This window comes from Psychrobacter sp. TB15 (assembly GCF_000511655.1).
In the GTDB taxonomy this organism is placed as follows: Bacteria; Pseudomonadota; Gammaproteobacteria; order Pseudomonadales; family Moraxellaceae; genus Psychrobacter; species Psychrobacter submarinus.
Map to the genome: position 1 here is coordinate 39141 of NZ_AYXN01000013.1, position 22596 is coordinate 61736.

General features: G+C 45.9%; 19 protein-coding genes and 1 tRNA gene. 8 read left to right on the plus strand and 12 right to left on the minus strand.

Going from position 1 to position 22596, the window contains the following annotated elements; translation table 11 throughout:
- Positions 1-144: 144 nt before the first annotated feature.
- Positions 145-1182, minus strand: coding sequence for a rod shape-determining protein (locus W234_RS0102485; RefSeq protein ID WP_025644429.1), 1038 nt, complete (start codon positions 1180-1182; stop codon positions 145-147).
- Between the two features lie 664 nt (positions 1183-1846).
- On the opposite strand from W234_RS0102485, the gene gatC reads away from it, so the two are divergent.
- The 5 genes from gatC (at position 1847) to W234_RS0102510 (ending at position 6078) form a co-directional block, all read left to right on the plus strand.
- Positions 1847-2173 (plus strand): Asp-tRNA(Asn)/Glu-tRNA(Gln) amidotransferase subunit GatC, encoded by a 327-nt coding sequence (gene gatC / locus W234_RS0102490; protein WP_025644431.1) that lies wholly within the window; start codon positions 1847-1849, stop codon positions 2171-2173.
- A gap of 119 nt (positions 2174-2292) precedes the next feature.
- On the plus strand, positions 2293-3789 hold the full coding sequence (gatA, locus tag W234_RS0102495) for an Asp-tRNA(Asn)/Glu-tRNA(Gln) amidotransferase subunit GatA (protein WP_025644433.1): 1497 nt from the start codon (positions 2293-2295) through the stop codon (positions 3787-3789).
- Between the two features lie 96 nt (positions 3790-3885).
- Positions 3886-4224, plus strand: coding sequence for a hypothetical protein (locus tag W234_RS0102500; RefSeq protein WP_025644435.1), 339 nt, complete (start codon positions 3886-3888; stop codon positions 4222-4224).
- 165 nt (positions 4225-4389) lie between these two features.
- Positions 4390-5892, plus strand: coding sequence for an Asp-tRNA(Asn)/Glu-tRNA(Gln) amidotransferase subunit GatB (gatB, locus tag W234_RS0102505; protein WP_227501907.1), 1503 nt, complete (start codon positions 4390-4392; stop codon positions 5890-5892).
- 109 nt (positions 5893-6001) lie between these two features.
- Positions 6002-6078 (plus strand) — tRNA-Pro (locus W234_RS0102510).
- A gap of 64 nt (positions 6079-6142) precedes the next feature.
- On the opposite strand, the gene W234_RS0102515 is transcribed toward W234_RS0102510, so the two are convergent.
- The gene (locus W234_RS0102515; RefSeq protein ID WP_025644438.1) at positions 6143-6445 is read right to left on the minus strand and encodes a monooxygenase; all 303 of its coding nucleotides are present in this window, start codon (positions 6443-6445) and stop codon (positions 6143-6145) included.
- 196 nt (positions 6446-6641) lie between these two features.
- On the opposite strand from W234_RS0102515, the gene W234_RS0102520 reads away from it, so the two are divergent.
- Entirely contained in the window at positions 6642-7613 is a 972-nt protein-coding gene (locus W234_RS0102520; RefSeq protein WP_025644440.1) for a DUF1853 family protein, read from the plus strand.
- Between the two features lie 14 nt (positions 7614-7627).
- Here the strand turns inward: W234_RS0102520 and W234_RS0102525 are convergent, their stop codons facing one another.
- From W234_RS0102525 to W234_RS0102560, 7 genes are all read right to left on the minus strand, one after another.
- Complete coding sequence (locus W234_RS0102525; RefSeq protein ID WP_025644442.1) at positions 7628-8158, minus strand: DUF2726 domain-containing protein; 531 nt, start codon at positions 8156-8158, stop codon at positions 7628-7630.
- A gap of 216 nt (positions 8159-8374) precedes the next feature.
- Positions 8375-9604 carry an SPOR and LysM peptidoglycan-binding domain-containing protein gene (locus tag W234_RS0102530; RefSeq protein WP_025644444.1) on the minus strand — a complete coding sequence of 410 codons (1230 nt, stop codon included), beginning with the start codon at positions 9602-9604 and terminating at the stop codon, positions 8375-8377.
- A 319-nt stretch (positions 9605-9923) separates the two neighbouring features.
- A complete protein-coding gene (folC, locus tag W234_RS0102535; RefSeq protein WP_025644446.1) occupies positions 9924-11330 on the minus strand; it encodes a bifunctional tetrahydrofolate synthase/dihydrofolate synthase in 1407 nt (468 codons plus the stop codon).
- Between the two features lie 196 nt (positions 11331-11526).
- A complete protein-coding gene (gene accD, locus W234_RS0102540) occupies positions 11527-12444 on the minus strand; it encodes an acetyl-CoA carboxylase, carboxyltransferase subunit beta (protein ID WP_227501908.1) in 918 nt (305 codons plus the stop codon).
- Between the two features lie 236 nt (positions 12445-12680).
- Positions 12681-13499, minus strand: a complete 819-nt coding sequence (trpA, locus tag W234_RS0102545; RefSeq protein ID WP_025644450.1) for a tryptophan synthase subunit alpha — start codon at positions 13497-13499, stop codon at positions 12681-12683.
- A 71-nt stretch (positions 13500-13570) separates the two neighbouring features.
- On the minus strand, positions 13571-14836 hold the full coding sequence (gene trpB / locus W234_RS0102550) for a tryptophan synthase subunit beta (protein WP_025644452.1): 1266 nt from the start codon (positions 14834-14836) through the stop codon (positions 13571-13573).
- A 137-nt stretch (positions 14837-14973) separates the two neighbouring features.
- Positions 14974-15630, minus strand: coding sequence for a phosphoribosylanthranilate isomerase (locus tag W234_RS0102560; RefSeq protein ID WP_025644455.1), 657 nt, complete (start codon positions 15628-15630; stop codon positions 14974-14976).
- Positions 15631-15824: 194 nt separating this feature from the next.
- Between W234_RS0102560 and W234_RS0102565 the strand changes: the two genes are divergently transcribed.
- On the plus strand, positions 15825-17468 hold the full coding sequence (locus tag W234_RS0102565; protein ID WP_025644457.1) for a cryptochrome/photolyase family protein: 1644 nt from the start codon (positions 15825-15827) through the stop codon (positions 17466-17468).
- A 155-nt stretch (positions 17469-17623) separates the two neighbouring features.
- On the opposite strand, the gene W234_RS0102570 is transcribed toward W234_RS0102565, so the two are convergent.
- Positions 17624-18373, minus strand: a complete 750-nt coding sequence (locus W234_RS0102570) for a DUF4230 domain-containing protein (RefSeq protein ID WP_025644459.1) — start codon at positions 18371-18373, stop codon at positions 17624-17626.
- A 428-nt stretch (positions 18374-18801) separates the two neighbouring features.
- Here W234_RS0102570 and W234_RS0102575 point away from each other — a divergent pair, with 428 nt between their 5' ends.
- Positions 18802-20523 carry a proline--tRNA ligase gene (locus tag W234_RS0102575; RefSeq protein ID WP_025644461.1) on the plus strand — a complete coding sequence of 574 codons (1722 nt, stop codon included), beginning with the start codon at positions 18802-18804 and terminating at the stop codon, positions 20521-20523.
- A gap of 78 nt (positions 20524-20601) precedes the next feature.
- Here W234_RS0102575 and queF read toward each other — a convergent pair whose 3' ends face one another.
- Both queF and W234_RS0102585 read right to left on the minus strand, forming a co-directional pair.
- Positions 20602-21474, minus strand: a complete 873-nt coding sequence (queF, locus tag W234_RS0102580) for an NADPH-dependent 7-cyano-7-deazaguanine reductase QueF (RefSeq protein ID WP_025644463.1) — start codon at positions 21472-21474, stop codon at positions 20602-20604.
- A gap of 341 nt (positions 21475-21815) precedes the next feature.
- Positions 21816-22589: an ABC transporter permease gene (locus tag W234_RS0102585; protein ID WP_025644465.1), complete on the minus strand. Its 774-nt coding sequence runs from the start codon at positions 22587-22589 to the stop codon at positions 21816-21818.
- Between the last annotated feature and the right edge of the window lie 7 nt (positions 22590-22596).

Here is a 22596-nt window from a genome sequence, read left to right on the forward strand (position 1 = left end):
TTCTTTAAAGAGTATAAGGGCTAAGCGGTGATTAAATATCTATAACTGATAGCAATAAAGGCCGCCTTATGACCGCCTTTATCGATAAATTTAATGAGGGTTGCTCATTTACTAAGCTGCCCATTGACTTAGACGCTTAAGCGGTTAAACGAAGATCATATTCAAGCTTTTGTTATTAATAAAATCAAGCGCCATACCGCCGCCGCGACTAACACAAGTTAATGGATCTTCAGCGACTGTCACCGGTAGGCCGGTCTCTCTTGAGACAAGCTTATCCAAATCGCGTAGCAAAGCACCGCCGCCGGTCAAGACGATACCGCGCTCAGCGATGTCCGAAGACAGCTCAGGCGGGGTCTGCTCAAGCGCGGCTTTGACCGCACTGACGATACCACTTAGCGGATCACTTAACGCTTTTTGAATCTCTTGCGAATTGATCGTAAAGGTTTTAGGCACCCCTTCAGCCATACTACGGCCACGAACCTCTACTTCTAGCTGCTCTTCTTCATTGAGCGCTGAACCGACTTCAGTCTTGATGCGCTCGGCAGTGGTTTCACCTATCACGCAGCCGTGAGTACGGCGCACATGCGTGATGATCGCTTCATCAAAGATATCACCGCCAATACGGATAGACTCAGCATAAACACAGCCCGATAGCGCGATAACTGCAATCTCAGTAGTACCGCCGCCAATATCGACCACCATAGAGCCACTTGCTTCATGGACAGGCATGCCAGCACCAATAGCCGCTGCCATTGGCTCCTCTAGCAACAAGACTTTGCTTGCACCTGCTGAAGATACCGCTTCACGAATGGCTTTGCGCTCTACTAGCGTTGACTTACAAGGTACACAAACCACCACGTTAGGCTGAGCCAAAAAGCGTTTCGCCTTTACCTTAGTAATGAAGTGTTTGAGCATCTTTTGCGTCACTTCAAAATCAGCGATGACGCCATCTTTTAAAGGCCTAATAGCGGTAATGTTCGCCGGCGTTCGACCTAGCATTTGCTTGGCATCGATACCTACCGCCGCAACCGTCGGATTTTGAGTGCGATTGCTGCGCAAAGCAACGACTGTTGGCTCATCGAGCACTACCCCTTTATTAGGGATAAAAATTAAGGTGTTGGCAGTGCCAAGATCAATGGCGATATTACTTGATAAAAATCCAAACAGGTTCATGACTATTATATCCAGCGTCTTACAAATGAAGGCAAATGAGGCGAATGAAACGGCTAAGGCGTACTTATTGGCAGTGTAAGGTCGGTATTTACCGCCTATGGTAACGAAAGCTTACCTATACAACAAGAGGGCCCTAAACTACAAAGATGAAAGTGGGCTAAATTATACCGATTTAGGATGAAAAAAACATGGCTATTTACAGGAGTGAAGTAATAAATAACATCTTAAATGCTAGAATTTGTTACAAAAACTAAAGCGATGCCGTTCATAATTGATGCCGTTTTTAATTAGTGTAACTAAGATACAAGGTATTATCTGTCTATGCTAGTTTTTATTACGACGCTGTACTCATCAAAACAGATTTATAGCTGAGACAACCTCTCTTTAAGAAGTAGTGAAATGCCGGTAGAAGTAACGGCAAGAATAATAGAAATAAAGAGCAAATTTAGGACAACATCGTCAATACATTGTGGTCAATTGGTGGCTAATGTGCACCTCTACTCTGTAAACTTAGCTTAGATGCTTTATAATAACACTCATATGACTATCGCGTATCAGCTCGCCCTTTGAGATTTTGAATTTTAAGCTTTTGAATACAGATAAGCGTCTCTTATTAATGAGACTTATCAAGGGGCCACAGCACTTTTATTATTTACCTTTCGTTGGAGAAATTATGTCACAGCAAGCACCCGACAAAACCTCTATTGAGCACGACCATGTGAGCCGTGAAGAGATTTTAGAAATCGCTACCTTAGCACGTTTAGGAGTGGATACAGACACCGCTGGTAGCTACGCTGAAGATATCAGTAAAGTATTAGGCCTGATGAAAACTCTAGGCGGCGTTGATACTACAGGTATTAAGGCTTTATCTAATATCCATGAAGTCTGCCAAGAACTACGCAGCGACGTCGCCAAACATGATATCGACCGCGAGCGTAACCAGTCTATGGCGCCTGCAGTCGAAGACGGTCTCTATCTCGTACCGCAAGTAATTGAATAGCCTATAGATACGAGCTTATTAGGACCTTTTACTTTTATTTCTCAACTGGCTTTTTTCACTAGCTTTATAACTACTAGCTTTATAACTCTTAGCCTTATAACTATAACGGACGACACCTTATGTCTGAGATGCATCTCTTATCTACCGAGCAGCTGATTACAGGCTTGCAGGACAAGCAATTCAGCAGTCTTGAGCTGACCGAACACTATATCAAGCGTATAGAAAACTTAGATAACCAGGTTAATAGCTTTATTACTACAACCTTTGATAGCGCTCGTGCGCAAGCTAGCGCCGCTGATGCTATGCGTACTCAAGGCGACAAACGCCCACTGCTAGGCGTACCAATGGCGCACAAAGATATCTTTTGTACTCAAGGGGTATTGACCACTTGTGGCTCGAAGATGCTGCATAACTTTATCTCGCCTTATGACGCCACTATCGTCAGTAACATCCGCGAGGCTGGGATGATTAATCTAGGTAAGCTCAATATGGATGAGTTTGCGATGGGCTCAGACAATAGCAGCTCATACTATGGCAAGGTGCAAAACCCTTGGAACCTAGAGCGCGTTCCTGGTGGCTCATCAGGGGGTAGCGCGGCAGCAGTAGCGGCAGGCTTTGTACCTATGGCAACCGCTAGCGATACCGGCGGCTCTATTCGTCAGCCGGCATCGTTTTGTGGTTTAACCGGTATTAAGCCCACTTATGGCCGCGTCTCGCGTTTTGGCATGATTGCTTATGCGTCAAGTCTCGATCAAGCAGGCACTATGGGTCGTAGCGCGCAAGACTGCGCTTATCTTTTGCAGCCTATGGTCAGCCATGATGAGCGCGATGCTACCTCCGTCAAACATGACATTCCAGACTATGTACAAGATATCAAAGACGCTGAAGCTGCAGCGGGTGACAAGCCTCTTGATGGTCTGCGTATCGGTGTCGCAAAAGAATACTTCACCAAAGGTTTGAACAAAGAGGTCGAACAAACCGTGCGCGCGGCACTAAAACAATACGAGGCGCTTGGCGCGACGATTGTAGAGGTTAACATTACTAACCCTGACATCACGCTCGCGACTTATTATATGTTGGCCCCTGCTGAGGCTTCCTCTAACTTGTCACGCTTCGATGGCGTGCGCTTTGGCTATCGCTGCGAAGAGCCAAAAGATTTGACTGATCTTTACACGCGCTCACGTTCTGAAGGTTTTGGTCCTGAGGTGCAGCGCCGTATCTTGACCGGCACCTATGCGCTATCTGCAGGCTACTTTGATGCTTATTATACCAAAGCACAAAAAGTACGCCGTATGATTGTTGAGGACTTCGACAAGGCCTTTACTCATTGCGATGTCATCGCCAGTCCTACTGCGCCAACTGCTGCTTATAAACTCAGTGACAACTTAGATCCAGCCGCTATGTATCTAGGCGACGTTTATACTATCGGGGTCAATTTGGCAGGCTTGCCAGCACTTAGCCAACCAGTAGGTCTAACCTCTGAGGGCTTACCTGTCGGTCTACAGCTCATTGGTCAGTATTGGCAAGAGAGTAAACTGCTGAGCACCGCGCATCTGTTTCAGCAACATACCGATCATCACTTGCAAAACTCGCTTATCGCGAAGCAAAACGTATAAGTTATCTGTTGATGGTCAAATCACTTACGGTATAAGACTACTTGGTTTCGCTGATTGGTTTTGCTGAGTAAAACTGGACTCTAATAAGGATATAAGATGACTGTTATCGATATGTTGAAACAAGATTACGGCTTAGATAATGACCAAGCAGCTGGCTTGCAGGCTAAGCTAAAAGAGTTAGAGGCGTTTTTTGATAAAAACTTTGAAGATAGTCCAAGCTTTTTCAAGACTTTCTATAGCAAGTTTGAAGAGACGATTGCTCCTTACGGTTTTGAAGAAAGGAATGCAAAGCAGGCTGAGCCTTTGGTAAGTGATCTGTATTTGCAAGGCGATTTTAAGATCTTGGTCAGCTACATTATCCCCGCTTATTATCAAAGCGGCGGCGATAGTGAGGTTTTCTCAGATACTTATACCCAACTGATGAACAGCTATTAAAGTCTGAAAGCGAGCCAATAGCACAACACATTCGGCGGTAGCGGGCTAATGAACTACGATAAGACGATAAATGGGCACGAATACTATTATCATCGCTCGCGACTATGAGCCTAGAAGACTTTTAGCATACCCCTGTTTTATTTAATTTTTCGATAGGATTTTATGATGGAAATGACAGAATTTGCAACTCGTAAAGAGCTGCTCGTCGACGGCTATGAAGTCGTCATCGGTATTGAGATTCACTGTCAGCTCAATACCGACAGTAAAATATTCTCAAGCGCCCCTACCGACTTTGGTAATGAGCCAAACACTCAGGCGAGTATCGTTGATCTAGGTCTCCCTGGTGTATTACCTGTTTTAAATACAGGTGTTGTCGACCGCGCCTTAAAGTTCGGTATCGGCGTCGATGCCGAATTAGGACTATTTAATACATTTGATCGTAAAAACTACTTTTATCCTGACTTGCCTAAAGGCTATCAAATCACGCAAATGGCAAACCCTATCGTCGGCAAAGGCTATATCGATGTCGTGGTTAATGAAGGCGAAAAGAATGAATATCATAAACGTATGGGTATCACTCGCGCGCATTTAGAAGAGGATGCTGGCAAGTCTGTCCACGATGCAATCGATGGGATGACGGGTGTCGATCTGAACCGTGCTGGCACGCCGCTCATCGAGATCGTCTCTGAGCCAGATATGCGCTCAGCGGCCGAAGCTTTGGCTTATATCAAAGCCATCCATCAACTCGTGACTTGGCTTGGTATCTCGGATGCGGTCATGGCAGAAGGCTCGTTCCGCTGCGATTGTAACGTCTCTGTGCGTCAGCCAGGCGGTGAGCTTGGCACTCGTACTGAGCTAAAAAATCTAAACTCATTTCGTTCAATCGAACGCGCTATCGCTCGCGAGATCGAACGTCAAATCGATATTATCGAGGACGGTGGTAAAGTCGTGCAAGCGACGATGCTCTATGATCTTGAAAAAGATGAAACCCGCGTCATGCGTACCAAAGAAGACGCCAACGACTATCGCTACTTCCCTGATCCTGACTTGCTACCTGTACGTATCGAGCAAGCCACCATTGATGCAATAAAAGCGGCGATGCCTGAGCTGCCTGCTCGTCGCCGTGAGCGTTTCGAGAATGAGCTTGAGCTATCAGAATACGATGCGCGTATCCTAACTGGTAGCCGTGCGATTGCCGACTACTTCGAAGACGTCGTTGCTGAGGTTGGGCAAGACAATGCTAAGACTGCCGCAAACTGGGTCATGGGCGATCTGCTCGGCGCGCTCAATAAGGATGACACGGACATCACCGACTCTCCTATCAGCGCTAAACAGCTAGCAGGACTGCTTGCCAGACTGTTTGATGATACTCTATCTGGTAAACTGGCTAAGAAAGTCTTTAGCGCTTTATACGCACGTGAAGGTGGCGACGGCGATGATGCCGCAGATATTATCATCAAAGATAAAGGCCTCAAGCAAGAAACTGACACCGGCGCGATTAAAGCGATGGTCGAAGAGGTGATCGCCAACAATCAAACCATGGTCGATGAGTATAAAGGCGGTAAAGAGAAAGCCTTTAACGGTCTGGTCGGGCAAGTAATGAAAGCCAGCCGCGGTAGTGCTAACCCTCAGCAAGTCAATCAGATCTTAAAAGAGCTGCTTGGCTAGAGCGTCAGTAAGAGGGCAATGGCTGTTATAAGTGCAATTAAAAGGTGATAAAGGGCCGTAACAATTAGCTCTTGCAATCTAAAGAAATTTGGGTAGAATAGCAGTCATTCGGGGCGTAGCGCAGTCTGGTAGCGCACTACACTGGGGGTGTAGTGGTCGCAGGTTCAAATCCTGCCGTTCCGACCAAACATAGTAGTAAAAAGAAAAGCCAATCATTGCTTGCAATGGTTGGCTTTTTTTTATGCAGCTATTAAACGGACGCCTTAGTAATAGCGCTTAATTCCTCATTAATTATAAAAGTCTTCGCGCGAATACCGCTGAAGCCAAATGACTCTAAGCGTTCAGTGTGCTTGGTTTGATATCTATTAGCATCATCTAAATGGTCAAAGACATAAATACCGCCCGCCTCCTGCGTGTCTTTATTCTCTGTCCATAACTTATAGACTAAGCCTTTTTCCGTAGCAATGTCCTCTGCAAGCTCTTTCATTTGCTCATAGAACTCATCACCAAAAGGACCCGTATAAGGGAAATCCATCTGTAGCAGGTATTTCATATTTTATTCCTATGATTTATTAGACCGTGATTTATTAGGCCGTCACTTATTGGACTGTTTTAACAGGATACTGTTTATGGAATTATAGATAATGTAGATCTTGTATCATTACAACCAATTATAGGCCAACTGCCTATAGACTTTTAATCGTCAAGCGGTTAGCTTAAATAGGTCATCAACTATTCAAGTTTATGCTATGTCCGAGCCTATTGCTCAACTCTCACCGAATAACACTATGTCTAGCGGTCGTCCACCATGGGAAGCTTATCGTCGCCCTTATGTGCGTGATTTGGCGTATGTACTTGCTTGCCCTAACATCTTAACTCACTGGATCGACTTCTCGCCAGATCAAATTACTCATCCCATCGCGGTTCATAATAGTGAGTTTTGGCTAGCGCAGTTTCAAGCGTACCAGCAGCGCTTAGAGCAGCTTGATAACACTAACGCTTATCAAGATTTGACGCGTTATCTATTATCGCGGCCTAGTCCGAATCGCTTAGGCTTTCACTTTGAAGGCTTATTGTCGTTTTGGTTACAGGATGGGTTTGCGCATGAGCTGCACGCGTTTGAGACCTTAGCCAGTAATATTCAATTGTATAATGATAAGCAAACGGTAGGTGAGCTTGATTTAATTCTTTATAATCATGTTCAGCAGCAGACGGAGCATTGGGAGTTAGCGATTAAGTTCTTTATGGGCTCGCAGCCATTCGCACCGCAAGACTGGGTTGGCATTAATTCAAACGATAACCTTCAGCGCAAAATGACTTATATGCAAAATAAGCAGTTTCGCAGCGTTTGGGTAGATACTGAGGATCATGGGCGCGTCAAGATTGATAAACGTTATGGAGTGATCAAAGGTCGCTTCTTTTTGCCTGTTCATTATACTGATTTTACTTATCCTGACTGGCTAGAGCCGACATTTCCTATGCATGAATGGTGCGATATAAACGATGAAACTACTCTTGCTGATCTCGATAAAAGCTCGCTACGCCAAGCCCATTATATTGAGTGGTTCACCAAGCGCGACTTTTATGACGAGCATCAGTCGTTATCTGGTCTGCCACTAGGATCAATGGGACAGCCACCTAAAGCGGGGTTATACTTTATAGAAGAGCGCCCACTGGTGATTTACCCTTATGTGAGCGCTAGTAGTGAGAATAAACTCTAAGGTGGAGCCTTGTTTCAATAGTTCTCAATGACCTGCATAATCTCGTATCTAAGCATATCGGCGCTCGGCATACGCTCAGCATGAAAGCGGACGATAGCGATACCGGCACTGGCTAGTGCTTTGTCTTTTTTATCGTCGGCCTTTTGCCGCGATTTACTGCTATGAGTCCAGTCATCCAGTTCGATGGCGACTAAAGTGGTTTGTGCGTCGATATCGGTAATCACATAATCGACGCTTTGCCGGCAGATACGATTAAACCAAAAGCTGCGCTCGCTGGCCTCCTCAGAGTTGGCTTCGATAATGCGGGACAACTGAACTTGGACGAAGATATGATATTCAGGGAGGGCATTTTTGAGCTTATTAAAAAAGATGACTTCGGTATCGGTCATAATAGGCATCGGCGCAAAAGGCCAAATCGCCAAATCGTCACCACGTACCGGTGCAGGAGCCGGCTCTTCTCTTTTTGAATTCGACTGATGCTTTATCACCACTATCAGAGTCAAAAAGCCGATAGCTGCGAGCAGAAATACAATGCCAAGTGACATAGGTTTACCTTATAAATTTGAGGCGACCGCCCAGCCTTTGTAGGCTGATAAGTCATACAGTAGGAAATAAAAAAGCAGCCGCTATCGTATACAAGCTTAACTCAATCAGCAATCTATAAAATAAAAAACACGACAATATATGTCGTGTTTTAAGCTAAAGTTTTGCGCTATAGATGGTTTCGAGCTAAAGATAGATACTCATAAGAAAGTAAGTGTTTACCAATATTTGACCCAAGCACCGCTAGTATCCACTTTGGGGTCGTTGTTAATCTTATCTTTTAGCGCTAATGCGGCCACTTTACCGCGCTCAGGACCAACGACGACGCGGACACCGCGACTGGTCTTACTCGTTGTCACTTGATAGCCTGCATCTTTGAATTTTTTGGCGACTCTATCGGCACCGGCTTGATCGCTAGCTAACGAGACTTGTACGCCAAAGCTGCCCTTAGCATCGGTTTGTTTCGCTTCTCTACGAGCCTCTACCAAGCGCTGCTGCGCATCACGCTTTGCTTGTGCTTGCGCTTTTTCTTGTTCGCGCTTACGCTCTGCTTCTGCCGCTTCACGCTCTAAGCGCTGAATCTGTTTACGCGAAGGAATGGTAATCGTCTGCCCTAATTGTAAGGTAGCAGATGGTGAGGTGTTATTGGCTTGGGCTAAGGCTTCAACGGGCACATTGTACTGACGTGCTAGCTTGATTAAGCCATCACCGGACTTGACTTTGTATTCGCTTGGCGAGCTTGGTGGCTCGGATTTAGCCGCTTGCGCTTTTTGCTCAGCTGCCTTGTTTTCAGCGGCTCTTTGTTCAGCGGCCTTTTGTTCTGCCGCTCTTTGCTCGGCAGCTTTGCGTTCGGCTTGTTCTTTGGCTGCCGCTTTTTCTCGGGCCTCAGCTTCTGCCTTTTGTTGAGCAGCGCGCTGCTGCTCTTGCTCAGCTGCTCTTTTTGCTTCAGCGGCGCGGCGCTTTTCTTCTTCAATGCGACTTTCGTTACTTACAGCGTTTGCGCTCGTACTAGTAGGTGTCACTGTCACGGTATCTTGCTGCGTCTGTACTGCAGGGTTGTCTGATGTGGTGGGCGTTTCTTGTATCGCCTCTTCTTCATCAGCTTTGGGCGTGGCATTATCGATATAGCGTTGGTTTTCTGCGCGTGCTTTAGCGAGTGCTTTGGCCTCTGCAGACTCTTGCTCAGCCAAAAACTGCTCGGCACGCTTTTCTTGTTCCGCTACCCGCAGGGCACGCTCTTTTTGTTTTTGAGCCAATAGCTTTTTTTCAGTTTCGATATCTGTGGTCAACGGGGTCACGTCCTGTTGCTCTTCAGCGCTAGTCTCAACGATAGCTGGGGCCGCAACGGTATTATCATTGGTTCCAATCTGTTGCACCATGGCATATAGCATCACGCTACCGCCAATAATCATGCCGATGCCCAATAAGGCTTGTCTAGAAAAATTCATCCGTTTCATTTCCTCAGTTGGTAACAATGATCACTTTATACCCTCAAAGCTTTATACGCACTGCTTATACTGCAAACTTATTTGATAAATGAGTACTATTTTTACGAAAAAATAGCACTCATTCATTTATAAAGCCTTTTATTATCATAATAAAGCGCTTTGATTATAAAACAATTTTTTCGTATTGTCTGCTAACAGGATACTTCAACAGACGATGCAAACTGCGTTACCTAACAAAAGCTAAATCAAACTACTTATCGGCTGAGCTTAAGGTTTTTAGCTTGACCATGTTAGTTTGATGAGCAGCTCTATCCTAGCGTTATGTTGGCTCTAGGGTCAAAGCTAAAAGCGTCTCGCCAATGGTATGAAAAGAGCCGCAAACTAGCAGGAGATCGTGTGGCTGACTCGCCAAAATAGCCGCTTGCGCCGCCTGCTGTAAACTCTCAAAAGTATGGATGCGCTCTTGAGGAATATAAGCGCTCATCGCGGCTACTAATTGCTCAACGCTCGCTGCTCTTGGATAATCTATCTCAGCGATAAACCACTCAGACATCGGCAAATCAGCTTGCGTTAAACGCTGAACAACCAGCTCGATATCCTTATCTGCGAGCATAGAAAACACTACCTTAATCGTCGCAGTTTTATTACCGGCCAGTTGCTTGTGCTGCTGCCAAAGCGCTGCTAACTGTGCGAGCATAAAATCAACGCCATGCTCGTTATGGGCGACATCGAATAGCCAATGGCGATCAGCCAGCTGCCGATAATCAAAACGCCCTGCTAGCTGAACGCTACCCAAGGCTTGCTTGATAGCGTCAATGCCGATATCGAGAGGACTGGCTAGCACGGCTGATACCGCATTAGCAGTATTGGTCAGTGACAGTTTTGGCCGCGGTAATTGTAGTGTCACTGCCGCATTACTATATTGCCAAGTGGGCTTAGCATTAGTATTAAGCTCATTATTAAGCTTAGTATTTATCTTATCTTCGCTACTACTCTTAACTTCACGGTAATAAAAATCCTGTCCCACTTGATAGCAAGTGACATTATGCTGCTCAACAAGTTCTGCAACGCTGGCGGGCATTTCAGTAGCGCCGTAAATCAGGGGAATACCTTCACGTAAAATACCCGCCTTTTCACGGCCGATATCTTCAAGGTTGTCTCCGAGCCAATCCACGTGATCGATACCGATATTGGTAATCACTGCCAGATCAGGATCGATGATATTGACCACATCTAAGCGCCCGCCTAAGCCAACTTCTAGCACCCAAACCTCGCAGTCTGCGTTCGCAAATATCAAAAGCGCGGCTAAAGTCGTCATCTCAAAAAAGGATAAGGTTAATCCGCATTGCAGCCTTGCGGCCTCAACTTGCTCAAAAGCCGCTATCAAAGTCTTATCACTAACCATCTGGCCATTAATACGTACGCGCTCATTGAACTCAATTAAGTGCGGCGACTGATACAGCGCGGTTTTATATCCCGCAGCTTGACACAGCTCACTGATCATCGCAGTCGTGGAGCCCTTACCATTGGTGCCTGCTACCGTAAAAACGTAGGTATTTTCTTTGGCCGACTGGACGACTCCTAAACGCTCAGCGACCGGCAGCACTCTGGAGAGCCCCATATCTATCGCTGAGACGTGGATTTGCTGCATATAATCTAGCCATTCCGTCAGGCTAGAGTCTTTAGTCGGCTTATGCGCCTGCGAAGTCAAAGAAGAAGAGTCCATAAATAACCTATATCAAAAATGGGCGTAAAAAAAGCTATAAATCGTCATTATGTTTGCCTCAAAGTGTATAGCAAATTCAATCAAAACCCCAATTCAAAATGACAAGTCAAAACCAAAAAATAGCACTTACCGCTCTTCACGATAAATGCTATTAAAAGTGTGCTAAGTGTACTTTAAAAACAGCTTAAACGCAGAGCTAAGCATCCACGTTTGGCTGATGACAAAGCTTAGCAAGCAGGCGATAAATGGTATCTATCATTTGATGACGATGCACCACTTCATCGACAACGCCGTGCTCTAATAAAAACTCAGCGCGCTGGAAAGGCTCTTCTAAGGTCTCGCGTACGGTTTGCTCAATGACGCGCTTGCCGGCAAAGCCTATCATCGCTTTTGGTTCGGCTAAATGGATATCACCAAGCATGGCAAGCGATGCCGTCACGCCGCCGTAAACGGGATTGGTCAACACCACGATATAAGGAATACCTGCCAAACGCAGACGCTCAACCGCAGCTGCGGTACGCGCCATCTGCATCAAGGACAGTAACCCTTCTTGCATACGCGCACCACCAGAAGCAGCAAAACAAACTAACGGTTTACGCTCTGCTAAGGACTTCTCCGCCGCTTGTACAAATCGATCGCCAACCACTGAGCCCATCGAGCCGCCCATAAATTGAAAGTCAAAAGCACAGGCCACGACTTCAAGATTGCGTAGCTTGCCATATAGCACAATCAGCGCTTCGCTCTCGCCCGTCTTAGTCTGGGCTTGCGTCATACGCTCAGGATAAGGTTTGCTATCGACGAAGCCTAACGGGTCTTTTGCGATAAACTCCTGCCCAATCTCGCCATCGACTTGCTCCAAAAACCATTGCAAGCGCTCACGAGCAGTCATCGCCAGATGATGATCGCAGTGCGGACAAACATAACAGTTAAAGATAAGCGCCGTATTGGTGATCATCGACAGGCAGTTCGGGCACTTAGTTGAAGGCTCAGTCTCAACTGCAGTCAGTTGCGGCGTGAGCTGCTGCTTAACGCCCGGTACGGGACGATTAAACCACGATTGGCCTGCCGTATCGGTACTGGTTTTGGTACTGATTTTGACACTGTCCTCTGACATCTCAGTTTTTTCTATAGTTTCAGTCATATTATTCGCCATTATCAAAAGGTTATCCGGCACGTTTGCGCATAACCGTTTATAGTATTATGAATGATTGCTCATGCATCATTGCAGATATGGTCTTAGTTTACACACGTAAACTAAAATTAGCAAAGCCATTCAACATATTGCTATTAACGGCTTTTCTCGATAGTTTACTGGAGTAATAGTATATAAAACCCGCACTGACGATAATATTACAAACTATCTAAAGCGTCTCTTAGCTCATTCATTTTAGTCATAATACGCTGCTGTGCTTCCGCTACCGCCTTGCTATCGTTGGCATCGATATCAGCAAAGTTCTGCACTAAGGCACTCCCCACAATGACCCCATCGGCGTGCTCGCCAATGGCTTTGGCAGACGCACCATCACGAATACCAAAACCAACACAAACTGGCAAATCCGTCTCTGCCTTAATCGCTTGTACTTGCTGCGCGACATCATCAGTATCGAGCGTAGCAGATCCGGTAACGCCTTTGAGTGACACGTAATAAATATAACCGCCACAATGGGTCAAGACTTGCTCACGGCGCTCAGGTAAAGTCGTAGGCGATAATAAGAAAATCTCATTCATCGAATGCTCGGATAGATGCTGAGTAAAGCTGCCCGCCTCAGCTGGCGGCAGGTCCACCATCAAGAGACCATCAACCCCTGCCTGTTCACACAGCTGCACAAAGTTATCATAGCCAATGATTTCCACAGGGTTAAGATAGCCCATCAGGATAATAGGCGTCTGTGTATCTTGCTTACGAAACTCGCTTACCATATTTAGCGCATCACGAGTGCTAGTACCTGCCGCCAACGCGCGCTCGCCTGCTAAAGCTACGGTTGGGCCATCGGCCATAGGATCTGAAAACGGTAAACCGACTTCAATCATATCTGCGCCGTGCTTCACTAAATCGTGCAATAGACCGACAGTGGTTGCAGGATTAGGATCGCCTGCCATCACGTACGGAATCAGCGCTTTTTTGTTCTGTGATTTTAAAGTTTCAAAGGTGCTTTCAATTCGGGTCATAATTTTCTCTAGTTATTATTTAATAAAAACAAGAGGCTATTATTAGCCTCTGTTAATCATATTATTGAATGCTACAGCTCAATCCCTTCCGCCTTCATCACTGAATGCAAATCTTTATCGCCGCGACCTGACATATTCACCACGATAGTCTGCTCAGGTGTCATGGTTTTGGCCAGTTTTAATGCATAAGCGCAAGCATGAGACGTTTCTAAAGCTGGAATAATACCTTCTTTACGCGTCACTTTATGAAAGCCCTCTAACGCCTCTTTGTCGGTACAGCCAACATATTCAACCCGGTTCATGTCTTTTAGGAAACTATGCTCAGGACCAACACCTGGATAATCAAGACCTGCCGAGATCGAATGCGTTTCTTGAATCTGACCATCATCATCTGCCATTAGATACGTACGATTACCATGCAACACGCCGATACGGCCCGCCGCTAGTGGCGCTGAATGACGACCACTTTCGATACCATCGCCTGTAGCTTCGACACCATACATCTTCACATCGGTATCGTTTAAAAAGTCAAAAAACAGACCAATAGCATTCGAGCCGCCGCCAACACAAGCGACTAGTGCGTCAGGTAACTTACCTGTTTGTTGCAAGTGCTGTACACGCGTCTCTTTACCGATGATCGCTTGAAAATCACGCACCAGTAGCGGATAAGGATGCGGGCCTGCGACCGTACCGATAATATAATAAGTCGTATCGACATTGGTGACCCAATCGCGCATGGCTTCGTTCATTGCATCTTTTAAGGTGCGCGACCCTGAAGTCACTGGCACGACAGTCGTGCCTAAGAGACGCATACGGTAGACGTTCATCTTTTGTCGTTCGACGTCGTCTGCGCCCATATAGACGATGCACTCTAAGCCCAAACGTGCGGCGATAGTCGCGGTTGCCACGCCGTGCTGACCCGCTCCTGTCTCCGCGATAATGCGTTTTTTGCCGCACATTTTGGCGAGTAGCGCCTGCCCGATAGTATTATTGACCTTGTGCGCGCCGGTATGATTGAGATCTTCACGCTTAAAGTAAATTTGCGCGCCGCCGATTTCATCGCTTAAACGCTTGGCATGATACAGCGGCGTTGGGCGACCGACGTAATTGACCAAATCGTTATGATACTCCTCCCAAAAGGCCGGATCAGCTTTGACTTTGGTGTATAGCGTCTCAAGCTCTTCTAGCGCTGCCATCAAAGTCTCAGACACAAAGCGGCCGCCATGCACGCCAAAATGACCACGAGGATCAGGGTATTGATTGAAATCAGCGACGTCTTTTGGATTGGTAAAAGTATTGATCGTTTGTGCTGAATTATTTTCGGTTGTAGTACTCATCAAAATATCCTGTAGATAACATATAGGTTAAAAATGCTTATAAATTAAAGGCCAAACAATTAAAACAATATAGGGCTTATAAATAAATCGATAAAACTCTTTGCCTTGATCTCGGCCATAGTCAATCTCTTCGCCGATCATTGCCATCGATCTCGTTTGACCGCTTTCATAAAGCCGCGCATTTTGTCTTCATCTTTTTTACCTTTCGCGGACTCAATACCGCCGCTCACATCGAGCGCGTAGAGCGCATGGATAGGCAGATCTAAAGTTGCAGCGACATTATCAGCATCAAGCCCGCCTGCCAATATAATAGGCAGCGCACTGTCTGTTGGGATCAAATCCCAATCGAACTGATCGCCCGTACCGCCATATTTCTGCGGATTATAAGCATCAAGTAAAATACTACTTGCACCAGCGCTAGCAAAATCGTTAATTGTAGCTTGGACGCTCGCTAGCGTGTCTTGTTCGCTATTGATACGTAGCGCCTTTATCCAGCGTTTATGCACGCTATTAGCCAGTTGCTGACATTGCTCAGGACTCTCATCGCCATGAAACTGGATAATATCAAAAGCGACTTTATCGGCTAACTCCATAAGCTCGTCTTTATCCACATTGACCACTAAGGCGACGACGCTAGTAAAGGCTGGTACTCCGGTAGTCAATTGCTGCGCTTGCGCTATGGTCACCGCACGCGGACTTGGCGGATAAAACACTAAGCCTACCGCATCGACCCCTAGCTGGATAGCTGCCTCAATATCAGCAAGCTGAGTGAATCCGCAAAATTTTACCTGCATATTTTGACCTTAGCCAAGTAAACTTGAAGTTGTCTTAATAAAGTGGCTGTTCATAAATTAGCGATTAATAGAGGCGCCCAGCTCTAGAAATGAGGGTGATTTGTTAACTCAAAGCCAAATCAATTGCATCCAAAAACTTATCCTAGCATACTTTTATTCATAGTTTTGTTTATGATTACCATAAGGACTTTTCAATGTCTAAAAAGACAGCGGCAACTAGCAGCAGTAAAGATAACGATAGTAAAAAAAAGCCGGATAATAATGCACATTCGCCCCATTATCTAATGTGGTTTCGTCGTGACTTGCGTATACATGACAATACCGCTTTGGCCGCTATTTGTGAACAGGCTAATGCCAGTGAAGCGCCTGTTACCGCCGTCTACTTTATCACTCCTGAGCAATGGCTTGAGCATGATGACTCGCTCGTACAAGTCGATCATATCGCGCGTACTCTGCCGATACTAGCGCAAAAGCTAGAAGATCAGTTAAATATCGCTTTAAACGTCTATCTATGTGCCGATTTTGATAAGTCTATAGAAGCTATCACTGAGCTATGTGCAGAGCAAAAAATTACTACCGTTATGGCCAATCACGAGTACGAAGGCAATGAAATCGATCGCGATGAAAAGTTGACAAAGCAGCTTGCTAATGATGACATCGAGTTTATCCGCCATCATGACCAGTGTATATTGCCGCCGCTGAGCATCACCACTAATGACGGCGATAGCATGTACAAAGTCTTTACCCCATTTTATCGTAAATGGCGCGATACGTTGGAGGCAGGTTCGCTTAGCGCTCATGAAGCTACAAAAGTGACTGCTAATAATAAAACCAAAGCTCGCATAAAATCTATGGCACTAAAGTCTGCCACAGACAATGCCAATACTAGCGCCAGTATAGAAAAGCTTGCGCACAAAATAGTCGCTGACTATCAAAAACCTTTAGAGTACGACGAGAAAAAATTCACCGATAAGCCTGCGCAGCTTAAGCAAGCACGCGAGGATTATCCGGCTGGTGAAGACGCCGCTATACAGCGTTTAAAGGAGTTTGTCGCTGAGGATATCGAAGATTATGATGTCAGTCGTGACAAGCCTATTTTGCAAGGTACGAGTCACCTGTCGGCCTACTTAACGATTGGCGCTATCAGTCCAAGGCTATGTTACCTGCAAGCAGCGCAAGCGCAAGAAAAACTGCACGGTAATGATAGCGATAATGAGGACATCAATCGCTGGATAAGCGAGCTGGCTTGGCGCGACTTTTATCGTCATGTGTTAGTCGATAAACCCAAACTCATCGAGCATAAAGCTTATAAAGAAGACGCCGATAATAAGGTCAATTGGTCATATGATAAAGATGACTTTGCCGCTTGGTGCGCAGGCAAAACAGGTGTGCCGTTAGTTGATGCCGCGATGCGTTGTCTGAATGCCACAGGCTTTATGCATAATCGCTTACGCATGGTGACGGCAATGTTTTTGACCAAAGACTTGCTCATCGATTGGCGCTGGGGCGAGCGCTACTTTATGCAGCAGCTGATCGATGGTGACTTTGCTTCTAATAATGGTGGCTGGCAATGGAGCGCTTCTACGGGTACGGATTCTGCGCCGTATTTCCGCATTATGAACCCCTTTAGCCAAGGCAAAAGCCATGATGCTAAGGGCGAGTTTATCAAGACTTGGCTGCCAGAGCTCAAAGACGTCCCTGTTAGCACGTTGCACTCTGAGGACACAATGCGTAAGGCACTAAAAAAAGGCGGCGAGTTTGCAGATATAGACTACCCTGTGCCTATGGTTGAGCATAAAGAAGTGCGCAAACTGGCTATTGCTGAGTTTAAAAAATAAAGCATAGCTCAGTATTTATACGAAAAGCATACCTCTGAAAGTTGCCATAAAAAAGCGCTCAATTATCGGTAACTGAGCGCTTTTTTATATTAAGCTAAACACTTAGAACTTATCTAGTTTGACTAAGTTAATTTGAATCAGTTAATTTGACCAAGTTAACTCGCGGTACTCGCCGGCATGCGACAAGCGCCCGCGCCTTGCGTGGTAACAGTAACTACCGCTCCTGTCATCGCAAATAGCTGCTGCAATTGTGTTTGCGCGTTGCTCAGTGCCATGGTCATCACATCACCGCGGCAGGCACGCTCAAGCACTTCTTTTTTGGCCATACTTTGCGCTTGTGCCAATATCGCCGGATCAACTTGCATCATCCCAAACGCGCCCGTTTGCCAGTCGTATATCTCGATATCATCAAGATATACGGCAAACACCTCTGAGGGCGGTATAGTGATATTAATCTTTGGCATGATCGATGATGGCGTAGTCGAGTTATCCGCGGCTTCGAGCTGCTCATTAGTAGGCTGCACCACTTGTACCATCTCAGGCGTCAAGGCGCTCAGATCGATACCTGCTTGCACGCGTCCTTTAGCAATGAATAGTGCCTTTTGCTCATCTTGCCACAGCTTTGCCCAGCTGCCCTCGCGCTCACTAGTAATAATGGTATCGACACTAAAAGCCACCGTTTGCAGACGATTAAGCTGCTGAATTTGGGTGACAACGCCTTCTCTAGTAATCGTCTCAACAGGCTCTTCCTCAGCACTGTTTTGCATGATATAAATCGCAAAAGCTAACGCCGCTAGACCCACAAAGAGTAGTAGCCACGACATCTTAGCAATTTTTGGCTTAGCCTTACGCTCTTTGACAAGCCTATTATTAGGATCAGAAACGGGTTGCTCAGGAGTACTCATAGCGGCTACCTTTTTATGCGTTATTTGTTGTGTGCAGCTTAAAAAATTCAGTGCAGAATATTTATCTTAAAATCATAAGCTTAAATAAATACTGCTACTTAAATGCTATCAAAGCACCTAACTTCAAGGCGTCGCTACTTATTGTCAACACAAACCTTAAGTGAGTTATCTTTTAATCATTCGCTTTGTGTTAATAATAAAGGCTTGCTAGGATGGAAATGACAAAAAGTCATTGCGTCTGAGCCTAACTTTACCTAACATAGACAGGTTACGCTGAAGCATTATAAAAGCTCTATTATAAAGAGCGTTAATCGACTCGTTTCAGCGACTTCTTACCAAGGCAAGCTAGCGCTGGCATAAAATTTTAGCCTTACGTTTAGCGTCTTTTTTATTTATTGTATGATTGAAGATAAGGTTACGCTTTATTTATGAAAGCCAGTCAGTTCTTGTTCGCCACGCTAAAAGAGACCCCAAGTGATGCCGATATCGCCTCCAGCCAGTTGATGGTGCGTGCCGGTCTTATTCGTAAAATCGCTTCTGGACTCTATATTTGGTTGCCTTTAGGACTACGCGTCTTACAAAAGGTGGAACGTATCGTCCGTGAGGAGATGCAAAATATCGGCGCACAAGAAGTGCTTATGCCAATGACTCAGCCCGCTGAGCTATGGCAAACTACTGGCCGGTTTGAGGACTATGGTCCTGAGCTGCTACGTTTCAAAGATCGCCATGATCGCGACTTTGTACTTGGGCCCACCCACGAAGAGGTCATCACTACTTTAGCTCAAAGCGAGCTACGTAGCTATAAGCAGCTACCGATTACTTTCTTTCAAATTCAAGGCAAATTCCGTGATGAGATTCGTCCTCGCTTCGGGGTGATGCGCGCGCGTGAATTTACTATGAAAGACGCCTACTCGTTCCATGTCGATCAAGCCTCGCTTGCCAAGACTTACCGGGATATGTACGACGCTTACACGCGTATCTTTACTCGTTTGGGTCTAGATTTTCGTGCCGTACAAGCAGATACCGGCTCTATCGGCGGCTTTGCCTCGCATGAGTTTCATGTATTGGCGGACAGCGGCGAAGACGATATCGCCTTCTCTGACTCCTCTGATTACGCGGCGAATGTTGAGCTTGCCGAATCTTTATCCTTTAATATGGCTGAGCGCCAGCCGCCAAAGCAGGCGCGCGAAGATGTGCTCACCGAAGGTATGACCTCTTGTAAGATGGTTGCTGAACATTTAGATATCCCGCTGGCGAATACGGTAAAGACTTTGATCGTCCATGGTCATAAAGAAGACGATACGCCGCAGCTAATCGCCATAGTTTTGCGCGGCGATCATCAGCTCAATACCATCAAAGCAGAGAAAATCGAAGAAGCCAATGTGCCACTAACACTTGCCTCTGATGCAGAACTAAAAGCGGCGGGGCTGCATAAAGGCTATATCGGCGTTGACCTAGATATGCCTGTGTTTGTCGATCGCTCAGCGGCCACTTTATCCGACTTTGTGGCCGGCGCTAATGTCGTTAATAAACACACTATCGGTATGAACTGGGTGCGTGACACCCGTATCACCCGCATCGTCGATGTGCGCAACGTACAAGAAGGCGACCCTTCTCCTGATGGTAAAGGCACGCTAAAAATCAAGCGCGGTATCGAAGTCGGTCATATCTTCCAGTTGGGCGATAAGTACTCTCAAGCGATGAATGCTACTGTCTCTGGCGAAGATGGCAAGCCTGTGACGCTCATGATGGGCTGCTACGGTATTGGCGTGAGCCGTATTATCGCCGCTGCTATCGAGCAAAATAACGACGAGAACGGCATCATGTGGCCACAGACGCCAGATGTTAATGACTCCTTAGCGCCATTTGAAGTCGCTATCGTACCAATGAAATCCAAAGAAGACACGGTGATGGAGACGGCAACTGCGCTTTATGAAGAGCTAAAAGCGAAAGGCGTCAATGTCCTACTCGATGATCGTAATGAGCGCCCAGGCGTTAAGTTTGCTGATCTTGAACTGGTTGGTATTCCGCATCGCATTGTGGTCTCCGATCGCAACTTGGCTGAAGATAAGTATGAGTATGTCGATCGCCGCGATAGTGAGAAGCAAATGCTAAGCCGCGAGGAAGTATTGGCAAAGGTCGTTGGTTAATACGCTTCAATATAAAAAATAGCCTAGCTCATTAAATGAGCTAGGCTATTTTTTTTGCGGCCTATTCAATGACACGCGCTACTGGCGAATCAAACGACTTGGCTTCGGCAATAGTGAGATATCACTGACACGGCAAGGGTTAATATCGATACCGCCGCGGCGCGTGTACCAAGCTCTGACCATCAGCTTTGTAGGCTGATAGAACTCACTTAAATCAGCGAATATCTGCTCGACACACTGCTCATGAAAACCATTATGCTGACGAAAACTTAAGATATAGCGCAGCATCCTCGCGTCATCAACTTCGATAGCGCTACTCACCTCTACTGCTAGCGTTCCCCAATCGGGCTGATTGGTCACCGGACAATTACTACGCAGTAGATTGGAATAAAAGCTGAACGGCTGACTACTGTCACGACTTGATTGTTGCGTTTTAGCTTTTAATAATGAAGCATCAGGATGCGAAGTCAGAGCTATTTTTTCATCACTATCCGCTAGCGCATCATCGATACATACGCCCTTCGGCTGAGTAATGAGTAGCTCTGAATCTGTATTATTTAAATCAAATAATTCAACTTTGACTTCATCTTGCACGCAGTTAGATAAATCTTTGCTTAGTATTGTCTTAACCTCGTCCCAACTGGCAAACTCAGTAAAATTAATACTATTCAGATAAAGCTTCAGCGATTTGGACTCGACGATAAAAAGCGACGTCGCAGGGATACTAAAACGCGCCATCGCGACTTGCGAGATACCTTGCGTGTTTAGCCAAGAGACCTCAAACGCGTGCCACCAGTCCATACCGATGCTAAGTTTAGCAATACCGGGCTTATCAAATTGCCAGCCTATAGCTTCACGCCCCATACTACGGTCAATCGGATACAGGGTTTCAGGACTGTACTTGGTCGGATAGTCGGTGGTTTGCTCGCCTAAAATGCCATGGATACTCATAACTTGCCTTTTGTCTATGCTATTAGGGCGTGTTGAACATTCGACCATGGCACTGACAGCGACTATTTTTTAGGCGATTCGATGTTAAAAATAATAAGTTTAGTCATTCTAAGCGCTTATTTTTAACGATGAAGCGGCAAAAAAGAGTCCTGTCCCCTGCTTTTATCGTTGGGTCTGATGCTAAAATTGCCCCATACTGCGTTACAAATCTCGCTAAGGCATCTGCATTATCGTCGCTTTGTGCCTTGTCTGGAACAATTTTAGCGATCAGCAGTGCCTATTTGCGAATGTTCAACACGCCCTAAACGTGACTAATTAAAAACGAACTATCGTAACTCAAGCTACAAGCGAATCCGCGAGCCGTCACTGAGCAAGCGATAAGAGATGACATAGAACACTACGCAAAAGACAAAAATAGCCGCCATCGAATACCAAACGTTGACGTCAGAGTAACCCAAGATACCGTAACGGAATGAGTTGACCATATAGACAATCGGGTTCAATAGCGAGACGTTTTGCCAAAAGCTCGACAAATCTTCCATCGAATAAAACACCCCACCCAAAAAGGTCAATGGCGTCAATACAAAGCTTGGAATGATAGAGATATCATCGAACGAGCGCGCAAATACCGCGTTAATAAAGCCGCCTAACGAGAATAAGATAGACGTGCCAAGTACCGTAAAGATAGTGACAAATAAATGCTCAATCCCCAAATCGGTAAAGAACAGCGCCACGATAGAGACAATAAAGGCAATCACTAGCCCGCGAAAGATACCGCCGCTGACATAACCCGTCAGAATCGCATGTTTAGAAACCGGCGATACCAGTAGCTCTTCGATACTGGCAGTAAACTTAGCACTAAAAAAGCTTGAGACGACGTTTGAATAGCTATTGGTAATCACCGCCATCATGATAAGGCCCGGGACGATGAACTGCATATAAGGCACGCCGCCCATCTCGCCCACTCGATCGCCAATCATGCGCCCAAAGATGATAAAGTATAGAGTCATAGTGATGACAGGAGGTAATAGAGTCTGCGGCCAAATACGCAAGATGCGGCGGATCTCTTTTAATAAGATGGTCTTAAAAGCGATCCATTTTTTGCTCCAAGACATAGACTCA

Excerpts from the sequence above, each read along its gene's own strand:
- trpA (WP_025644450.1), bottom strand. The coding sequence starts at position 13,499 with ATGACCCGAATTGAAAGCACCTTTGAAACTTTAAAATCACAGAACAAA.
- W234_RS0102560 (WP_025644455.1), bottom strand. The coding sequence starts at position 15,630 with ATGCAGGTAAAATTTTGCGGATTCACTCAGCTTGCTGATATTGAGGCA.
- W234_RS0102585 (WP_025644465.1), bottom strand. The coding sequence starts at position 22,589 with ATGTCTTGGAGCAAAAAATGGATCGCTTTTAAGACCATCTTATTAAAA.
- gatC (WP_025644431.1), top strand. The coding sequence starts at position 1,847 with ATGTCACAGCAAGCACCCGACAAAACCTCTATTGAGCACGACCATGTG.
- folC (WP_025644446.1), bottom strand. The coding sequence starts at position 11,330 with ATGGACTCTTCTTCTTTGACTTCGCAGGCGCATAAGCCGACTAAAGAC.
- W234_RS0102520 (WP_025644440.1), top strand. The coding sequence starts at position 6,642 with ATGTCCGAGCCTATTGCTCAACTCTCACCGAATAACACTATGTCTAGC.
- W234_RS0102565 (WP_025644457.1), top strand. The coding sequence starts at position 15,825 with ATGTCTAAAAAGACAGCGGCAACTAGCAGCAGTAAAGATAACGATAGT.
- W234_RS0102575 (WP_025644461.1), top strand. The coding sequence starts at position 18,802 with ATGAAAGCCAGTCAGTTCTTGTTCGCCACGCTAAAAGAGACCCCAAGT.
- gatA (WP_025644433.1), top strand. The coding sequence starts at position 2,293 with ATGTCTGAGATGCATCTCTTATCTACCGAGCAGCTGATTACAGGCTTG.
- W234_RS0102570 (WP_025644459.1), bottom strand. The coding sequence starts at position 18,373 with ATGAGTACTCCTGAGCAACCCGTTTCTGATCCTAATAATAGGCTTGTC.
- queF (WP_025644463.1), bottom strand. The coding sequence starts at position 21,474 with ATGAGTATCCATGGCATTTTAGGCGAGCAAACCACCGACTATCCGACC.
- W234_RS0102525 (WP_025644442.1), bottom strand. The coding sequence starts at position 8,158 with ATGTCACTTGGCATTGTATTTCTGCTCGCAGCTATCGGCTTTTTGACT.
- W234_RS0102530 (WP_025644444.1), bottom strand. The coding sequence starts at position 9,604 with ATGAATTTTTCTAGACAAGCCTTATTGGGCATCGGCATGATTATTGGC.
- trpB (WP_025644452.1), bottom strand. The coding sequence starts at position 14,836 with ATGAGTACTACAACCGAAAATAATTCAGCACAAACGATCAATACTTTT.
- W234_RS0102515 (WP_025644438.1), bottom strand. The coding sequence starts at position 6,445 with ATGAAATACCTGCTACAGATGGATTTCCCTTATACGGGTCCTTTTGGT.
- W234_RS0102500 (WP_025644435.1), top strand. The coding sequence starts at position 3,886 with ATGACTGTTATCGATATGTTGAAACAAGATTACGGCTTAGATAATGAC.
- gatB (WP_227501907.1), top strand. The coding sequence starts at position 4,390 with ATGGAAATGACAGAATTTGCAACTCGTAAAGAGCTGCTCGTCGACGGC.
- accD (WP_227501908.1), bottom strand. The coding sequence starts at position 12,444 with ATGTCAGAGGACAGTGTCAAAATCAGTACCAAAACCAGTACCGATACG.